At 59.9% G+C, this 6,848-nt stretch carries 6 protein-coding genes; 2 read left to right on the top strand and 4 right to left on the bottom strand.

What is annotated here, in order from left to right:
- Both ABIL25_10445 and ABIL25_10440 read right to left on the bottom strand, forming a co-directional pair.
- Positions 1 to 270: S1 RNA-binding domain-containing protein (locus ABIL25_10445; protein ID MEO0082686.1), on the bottom strand; the 270-nt coding region annotated here is incomplete at its 3' end.
- Positions 270 to 2,729, bottom strand: a complete 2,460-nt coding sequence (locus tag ABIL25_10440) for a TIGR03960 family B12-binding radical SAM protein (GenBank protein ID MEO0082685.1) — start codon at positions 2,727 to 2,729, stop codon at positions 270 to 272. The genes ABIL25_10440 and ABIL25_10445, both read right to left, overlap by 1 nt.
- Before the next feature lie 111 nt (positions 2,730 to 2,840).
- On the opposite strand from ABIL25_10440, the gene ABIL25_10435 reads away from it, so the two are divergent.
- On the top strand, positions 2,841 to 3,413 hold the full coding sequence (locus tag ABIL25_10435) for a hypothetical protein (GenBank protein MEO0082684.1): 573 nt from the start codon (positions 2,841 to 2,843) through the stop codon (positions 3,411 to 3,413).
- Between the two features lie 46 nt (positions 3,414 to 3,459).
- Positions 3,460 to 4,935 carry a leucyl aminopeptidase gene (locus ABIL25_10430; GenBank protein MEO0082683.1) on the top strand — a complete coding sequence of 492 codons (1,476 nt, stop codon included), beginning with the start codon at positions 3,460 to 3,462 and terminating at the stop codon, positions 4,933 to 4,935.
- Positions 4,936 to 5,491: 556 nt separating this feature from the next.
- Here the strand turns inward: ABIL25_10430 and argF are convergent.
- Together argF and ABIL25_10420 are read right to left on the bottom strand one after the other, a co-directional pair.
- On the bottom strand, positions 5,492 to 6,268 hold the full coding sequence (argF, locus tag ABIL25_10425) for an ornithine carbamoyltransferase (protein ID MEO0082682.1): 777 nt from the start codon (positions 6,266 to 6,268) through the stop codon (positions 5,492 to 5,494).
- A 9-nt stretch (positions 6,269 to 6,277) separates the two neighbouring features.
- Positions 6,278 to 6,848: GTPase (locus ABIL25_10420; protein MEO0082681.1), on the bottom strand; the 571-nt coding region annotated here is incomplete at its 5' end.

The raw sequence follows: 6,848 nt of genomic DNA, 5'->3' as shown, positions 1-6,848 counted from the left end.
CTTTCCCGGTTCGGAATCATCTGTCTCCAAGGCATCAAACTCGGGGATTTCCATCAGTGGCAGAAACCCGTTTTTCCGCAGGCCGATGTTGACGAACGCCCCACGGAGACCTTTGACCACATTCTCAACCTTGCCTTTGTAAATTCGGCCTACAAGATTCCGACTCTCCTGCCGTTCAACGTAGAACTCGACCAGCCGGTCATCCTCGAGGATGGCAACCCTGGTTTCCCACTCATTCGAACTCACGACAATCTTGGTCTTCACCTTCATCAACCCTCCAGCGGTGATACTATCTTTCCGTCCCTCTCGATCATACAGTCAAGCCGTACCACTTCTAAGCTTCGTGCCTCGGTCTCGTCAGCTTCAAGTAGGCTACTCAGCACTGAGAGCAATCGGACTCCGGGGGCGATTACCAGCTCAAGCTCGAAACCGTCAGTTACTGGTTTCAGGCTCCGCACCCCGCCGATCGCACGGCTGCGCTCGGATAAATCGGCAAGCCGACGGCGGTAACGCTCAGACACACGTACCCGGTAACGGGCAAGATTCAGGACCCGACCAAGCGACGGCCAGTCGCGCGGTATCACCCTACCCTGCACAAGTCGCATGCCCCTGGGCATAAACGGCCCTAGGTCAGCAAACGCGTTGCCTGAGTACGACAACCTGGTAAACAGGTCGAAGTACTCACCCTCGGACAATAACCCGACCGGTAACGGCGGCCCGAGCGAAACCATCGGTTTGGGCGAAAATCCCTTGGTGTAAACTATCGGGAGCTCACTCCGACGCAAAGCCCGGTATAGTGCACGGACCCGGTCGAGATGCGCGGCGTACCGATACGGCTCCTCGACCGTGTACCGGAGACGGAACCGGATTCTCAGGTCGTCGTATCCTGCTGGACGAACTCGGCGACGGTAGGCAGAAAGTCTCGAATCGGTCCGTTCGGGCTTGGAATAGGGTCTGCCCTCGACGCATGCTCCGCAACCAGTGCAACCAGCCCGGCTGCAATCCGGGGTTGCTTCACCGGCCATAGCTCGCTCGTACTCCCTCTTGAGAAACGTCCGGGACACGCCGACATCAATGAAACCCCACGGCAGCGGTTCATCGGTCGAATAAGTGCCGGTGAAACGCCGCGGATCGACACCCTCGTCCTGGCATGCATTGAGCCAGGAATCCAGCCGGAAATACTCAGTCCACTCCTGAAACACTCCACCCTGTCGGTACACCCGCTCCACCACCCGTGCCACACTCTCATCACCACGCGCAAGAAGCGTCTGCACGTATGAACTCTCTGGATTCTCCCATTTGACCTTGACGTTGCGTCCGAAACGGAATTTCAGCTGCTCAATCTTGGACCGGACGCTCTCCACACCCTCAAAACCAGTCCACTGCAGCGGCGTGTGTGGCTTGGGCACGAACGGACTCAGATTGGCTCGCACAACCCGGTTCCGGCACAGCTGGGCAATCTCATTAACGAACCGGCAAACTTCACCAACATCGTCGTCAGTCTCGCCCGGCAGGCCGAGCATGAAGTAGAGCTTCACTCCGCCCCAGCCTGCGTCAAGCGCTGTTCGGATGGATTCAAGCATCGCAGCCTCAGGGATATCCTTGTTCACGAGTGCCTTGAGCCGCGACGAAACGGTCTCGGGCGCAAACGTTAGTCCTGTCTTCTTTACTTCCTGTAACTCCAGTGCAAGCTCAGGAGAGAACTGCTCACCGCGTGTCGAGGGAAGAGAAAGGGCTACCCGGCGTTCAGCGAGCCTGGAGTTCAGTTGCCGCACCAGGTTCAGAATATCCGGATAGTCAAGTGCGGACAGGGCCAGAAGTGACGCTTCCTCCCAACCTGTTGCCCGGATACCGCGCTCAGCCAGCCGCACGATTTCGTCCACCGACCGGAACCGTACCGGCCGATTGATGAACCCGGCCTGACAGAACCGGCACCCGCGCGAGCAGCCGCGGGCAATCTCCACGGTCAGCCGGTCATGGGTTGTCTCGCAGATGGGCACCAGAGGCGGCATGGGGAAATCCTCCTCCCTGAGCTCCTTCACAACCCGCCGCCGCACTGTGGTCTCGACTTCTCGGTTCTCGGTTCTGAGTCCCGAGTCCTGACAATGCCCAACGCTAGTCTTGCCCGGTACGTACACCCCTTCCAGGGTTGCCAGTGCTGCCAGAATGTCATCGCGCCGCCGGCGGTCCCAGGTTCTCACTACCTCGGTAACCTCGCGTACCACATCCTCACCGTCGCCGATTACGAATGCATCAACGAACGCCGCCATCGGCAACGGATTAACTGTACATGGTCCGCCACACACAACCAAGGGGTCCCGGTTCGTCCGTTCCTCGCGCCGCAGCGGAATCTGGCACAGGTCCAGCAGATACAGCAGATTCGTATAACTCAGCTCGCTCTGCAGCGACACTCCAAGTATGTCGAACTCCCGCACCGGCCGCTTAGACTCAAGTGCGTAAAGCGGCAGCTCCCGCGCCAGAAGCTGCCGACCGAAATCCGGCCATGGGCAGAAGCACCGGTCGCACACTGCTCCTTCCAGCCGGTTGATTATCGAGTAGAGAATCCGCAGCCCGTAGTTCGACATCCCGAGCTCGTACACGTCGGGCATCGAAAGTACCCAGCTCACGCCGCCCCTTGCGGGCTCCTTTAGACGGGCGTTGTATTCACCGCCCGTGTACCGGATAGGCTTAGTAACGAGGGGTAGAACCTCGCTTATGCGGTCGAACATCAGGGAGGAAGATATGCTACCCCGTCCGTTAGCCAAGTCAAGGAAACCCTCCTGGCCCGGATAAGCAGCGACCTGTTTGACAGCTATTTGCTTCTCACGTATTCTGCGGTGATGCTTGACATACCCCTCACATTCCGGCCACCGGTGCTGTTTCAAGAGGACGCAGTATGTGAGCTATGTCGGCTCGCACGCAGGGGTTACGAGACGAGACATAAGAAGGAAACGTTCGGCTTTCTTTTCGGCAGCCTGACCAGTGAACACCGGCTTGTGGTCCGTCACGCGCTCTACTATCGAGGCGGCGTCAAGTCCCGGTCCGGCGTTGTGTTTCCAGACTGGGCGTCAATCTACCGCGTAATCCGGCGCCGTCGCGAGCTCGGACACCGTTTGCGAATGCGGTTTTTAGGCAACTTTCACTCGCACGTGGAAATTGCGGGCTGGGTCCTGCGTGGCCTTTCGGACGACGACCGCGATTCTTTCCGGCGCGATAAACTGGCCGCACTTGAGACCATTGTCTTCGTCTGGGCCGGCGGCAAGGACGATGCCGCCCCCTCGCCGCGCGCAATCGTTGCCTACGAGCCGACAACCGGGTACAATTATCGGATACGAGTGTACGCTAAATTCGCGAACGGCATCCGCCTGACCCGGGTCAGTGTCATTCGCTCAGGCGTTGTCATCGTGTACTGAATACAGAAATGAGGATGGCCACGAAAGCAAAAGTAAGGAGTGAGAAATGAAGATTGAGCTTGTGGCTAGAAAACACTGGACTGGAAAAGTACTGGCAGTGTTTGCGTACGAGGACGGCAAGCCGCCGCTCGGCTTGGAGAAATCTGAAGCCGAGAGCATTGCGGCCGGGTGTACCGCACAGAACTTCAAGGGCGCGTACAAGAAGACTGCCCTGGTCTCTGCCGAAGACCGGCTCTTTGTCGTCACCGGTCTGGGCAAGCGCAAGGACTTTGAGTTGGACCGGGCGCGCGTGGCTTCGGCCAAGGCGTTGAAGCTGGCTGAGGACAAGGGCGTCGAATCGCTCGGTCTCCTGATCCCGGACAACAAGGACGTGCGCGGCGACCTGGCCGAGTTTGCGTCCGCTGCCATCGAAGGAGCGGTCCTCGGCTCGTACCGCTTCGACAAATACAAGAAGCCCAAAGAGGACGACACGAAACCGGTCGCCGGGCTGACGTGCGTGTTCGCCAACACGAAGAACCTGTCAGCGGCGATGCGCAGGTCTTGTGCCAAGGCGGAGGTGCTGTGTGCCGCGGTGTCCTTCACCCGCGACCTGGGGAACGAACCGTCAGTTGTCAAACCACCTGAGAAGCTAGCACAAATAGCCGAGGGTCTGGCGCAGGAGGGCCGCATCAACGTCAAGGTGATGCACAAGCCCGAACTAAAGAAGCTCGGAATGAATGGAATCCTCGCAGTCGGCGCCGGCTCACACAACCATCCCTGCTTAGTTCGTCTGACCTACACACCGAAAGTCCGACCGAAGAAAACCATTTGCTTGGTAGGTAAAGGCATCACATTCGACTCCGGCGGAATATCAATCAAACCATCCCAGGGCATGGAGGCGATGAAGGACGACATGGCCGGAGCTGCATCGGTTCTCGGCATCTTCCACTACCTAGGCAAAGTTGACATTCCGGTTCTGGTGCACGGGCTTGTTCCGCTGGCCGAGAACATGCCTGGTGGCGGTGCCCAGCGGCCAGGCGACATTATCCGTCACTACGGCGGCAAGACCTCAGAAGTCATCTCGACCGATGCCGAGGGCAGGCTGATACTGGCCGACGCACTCGCCTATGGCTCGGAGCTGAAGCCCAACCTGATGATTGACATTGCGACCCTGACCGGTGCATGCGTTGTGGCGCTCGGCGACGAATACTCGGCTCTTCTTGGCACGGATGATGACACAATCCGCAAACTCATTTCGCTGGGTCTGAAACAGGGCGAATTCTTCTGGCAACTGCCCCTGCCTGAGCGTTACAAGTCCCACATCAAGAGCAACGTCGCTGATATGAAGAACGTTGGCAAGCCCCAGAATGCCGGCACCATTGCCGGCGGGTTGTTCCTGAAGGAATTTGTAGCCGAGGGCGTTCCCTGGGTGCATATTGACATTGCAGGCCCGGCTTATACCAAGGACGGCTGGGACTACGCTCCAGCCGGCGCGACCGGCGTACCCGTACGCACGATAGCAGCTTTGCTTCATTCTATGTAGGACCAGCACCGATGTCGCAATTCGCCGACAACTTGACCAGGAAGCCGTTGCGACAGCTTAGTGCCCGGCCCCCGGTGATGCCTTATTCATAATGCTAAAGACGATCCTGCGTGAACTTCGGCACCACGTACCGTTCACAGCAGCCGGTGCCGGAGCTGGCATCCTGATGGCTTCGCTCCTTCCCGCCATCTCACACGACGCGGCCCGCACTGTATTCTACGTGTTCCATCCGTTGCATGTCGCGCTGAGCGCCCTGGTCACAACCGCAATGTACCGATTGTACCGGCCAGCAAAGGCAAGAACCTGGGCTGCGGTCGTCATCGGGTATGTCGGCTCGGTGGTTCTCGGTACGGTATCAGACTCGCTGGTTCCCTATTTGGGCGAACTTCTGTTCCGACTGCCAAGCGCTCACGCCCACATCGGCTTCATCGAGGAATGGTGGATTGTCAACCCAGCCGCGCTTCTAGGTATCGGTCTGGCTCTCCTATGGCCCAGAACCAAACTTCCTCACGCCGGACACGTACTGGCGAGCACAGCGGCTTCACTCTTTCACATTCTAATGGCGCTTGAAGCTAAACCGGGGCTGCTGATCTATCTTGGCCTGTTCGCGTTTCTGTTTCTCCGCCTCCTGGCCCATGCTGGCCCAGACGTCGGTGTAGACCACGTCGGCCTCGCGCAGGGCTTCCTTCAGATCGTGGGTCACCTCCAGCCGGGCGCCGGTCGCGCGGGCGTCTTCTCGGGCCGTGGCCAGGATGTCCCGGTCAGGCTCGTAGCCCTCGGGCACGGCCAGGGTGACATGCAGGCCCACCCGGGCGCCGGCCTCGAGCAGGCTGTGGGCCACGTTGTTGCCGTCGCCCAGGAAGGCCAGCTTCAGCCCCGCCAGCCGGCCCTTCTTTTCCCGGATGGTCAGCAGGTCGGCCAGGATCTGGCAGGGGTGCAGCAGGTCGGACAGCCCGTTGATGACCGGCACCGAGGCGGCGGCGGCCAGATCGACCACGTCCCGGTGGGCGAAGACCCGGGCCATGATGGCGTCGCAGTAGCGGGAGAGGTTGCGGGCGATGTCGGCGGTGGTCTCGCGCTTGCCCAGCTTGATGTCATCCGGCCCCAGGTAGATGGCGTGCCCGCCGTAGCGGCTCATGCCCGCTTCGAAGGACACCCGGGTGCGCAGAGACGGTTTCTGAAAGATGAGCGCCAGGGTCTTGCCTTTCAGGGGCTGGAAGTCGTCGCCCTGGCGGTAGCGCAGCTTCAGCGCGGCGGCGCTGTCCAGGATATGCAGGATTTCCTCGCTGGTGAAATCGTGCAGCGAAATCAGGTGCCGTCCTCTCAGGTTCATGGCTCCTCCTCAGGCAAAGCGCTTGCGGATGATTTCTTCCAGGGTGGGCGAGCCGTGATCGGCCAGCTCGTAGAACACCCGCTGCGCCGGTTTTTCGATCTTGATCACCCGCCGCAGGTCGATGGGGGTGCCTATGAGCACCAGGTCGCAGTCGGTGGCGTTGATGGTCTTTTCCAGTTCCTTCAGCTGCTTGGGCGAATAGCCCATGGCCGGCAGCAACGACCCGATGTGGGGGTACTTTTCGAAGGTCTTCTTGATGCTGCCCACCGCAAAGGGTCGCGGATCGACCACCTGAGCCGCCCCGGCGTGCTCAGCGGCCAGGGTGCCCGCGCCGTAGCTCATCTCGCCGTGGGTGAGCGTGGGGCCGTCTTCGACCACCAGCACCCTCTTGCCGCGCACCTTTTCGGGCTCTTCCACGGTGATGGGCGAGTTGGCCTTTACCACCTGAGCGGTGGGGTTGACCTGGACGATGTTCTGCTGCACGGTGGCGATCCATTCCACCTTGGCGGTGGTGATCTTGTTGATGACCACCACGTCGGCCAGGCGCAGGTTGGCCTCGCCCGGATGGTAGAGCAGCTCA

The sequence above is a fragment of the candidate division WOR-3 bacterium genome, assembly GCA_039801365.1.
In the GTDB taxonomy this organism is placed as follows: domain Bacteria; phylum Hydrothermota; class Tepidihabitantia; order Tepidihabitantales; family Tepidihabitantaceae; genus JBDRUN01.
The sequence above is the reverse complement of the archived record's forward strand: the minus strand, read 5'-3'. Positions and strand labels throughout refer to the sequence as shown.